The sequence below is a fragment of the Vibrio sp. 10N.222.52.B7 genome (genome assembly GCF_041474275.1).
Classification (GTDB): Bacteria; Pseudomonadota; Gammaproteobacteria; order Enterobacterales; family Vibrionaceae; genus Vibrio; species Vibrio crassostreae_C.
The window spans coordinates 1-226 of record NZ_JBFRTU010000048.1; the positions used below are offsets into that span (position 1 = coordinate 1).

Below are 226 nucleotides of genomic sequence, written 5' to 3' on the forward strand. Positions count from 1 at the left end.
GAGCGACTGGTTGTCATGTGGAAATCAACATTGGAGGTTATATGTCAGTCGCTAAAACAATAAAAACGCACCTAAACAACATTGAGGAATATACCTGTTGTCTGCTGCTCGCAAGCTTTGTCCTATTGCTGTTTACACAAATCCTTACTCGTCAGTTCTTTGATTACTCTATCCCTTGGGGGGATGAGGTCGCTACTTACATGTTCGTTTGGTTTGCCTATCTAGG

1 protein-coding gene is annotated in these 226 nt (G+C 42.5%); it reads left to right on the forward strand.

The features are described from left to right. Positions 1-41 precede the first annotated feature (41 nt). The coding region (locus tag AB4512_RS13915; protein ID WP_372175062.1) for a TRAP transporter small permease at positions 42-226 on the forward strand (185 nt) is incomplete at its 3' end.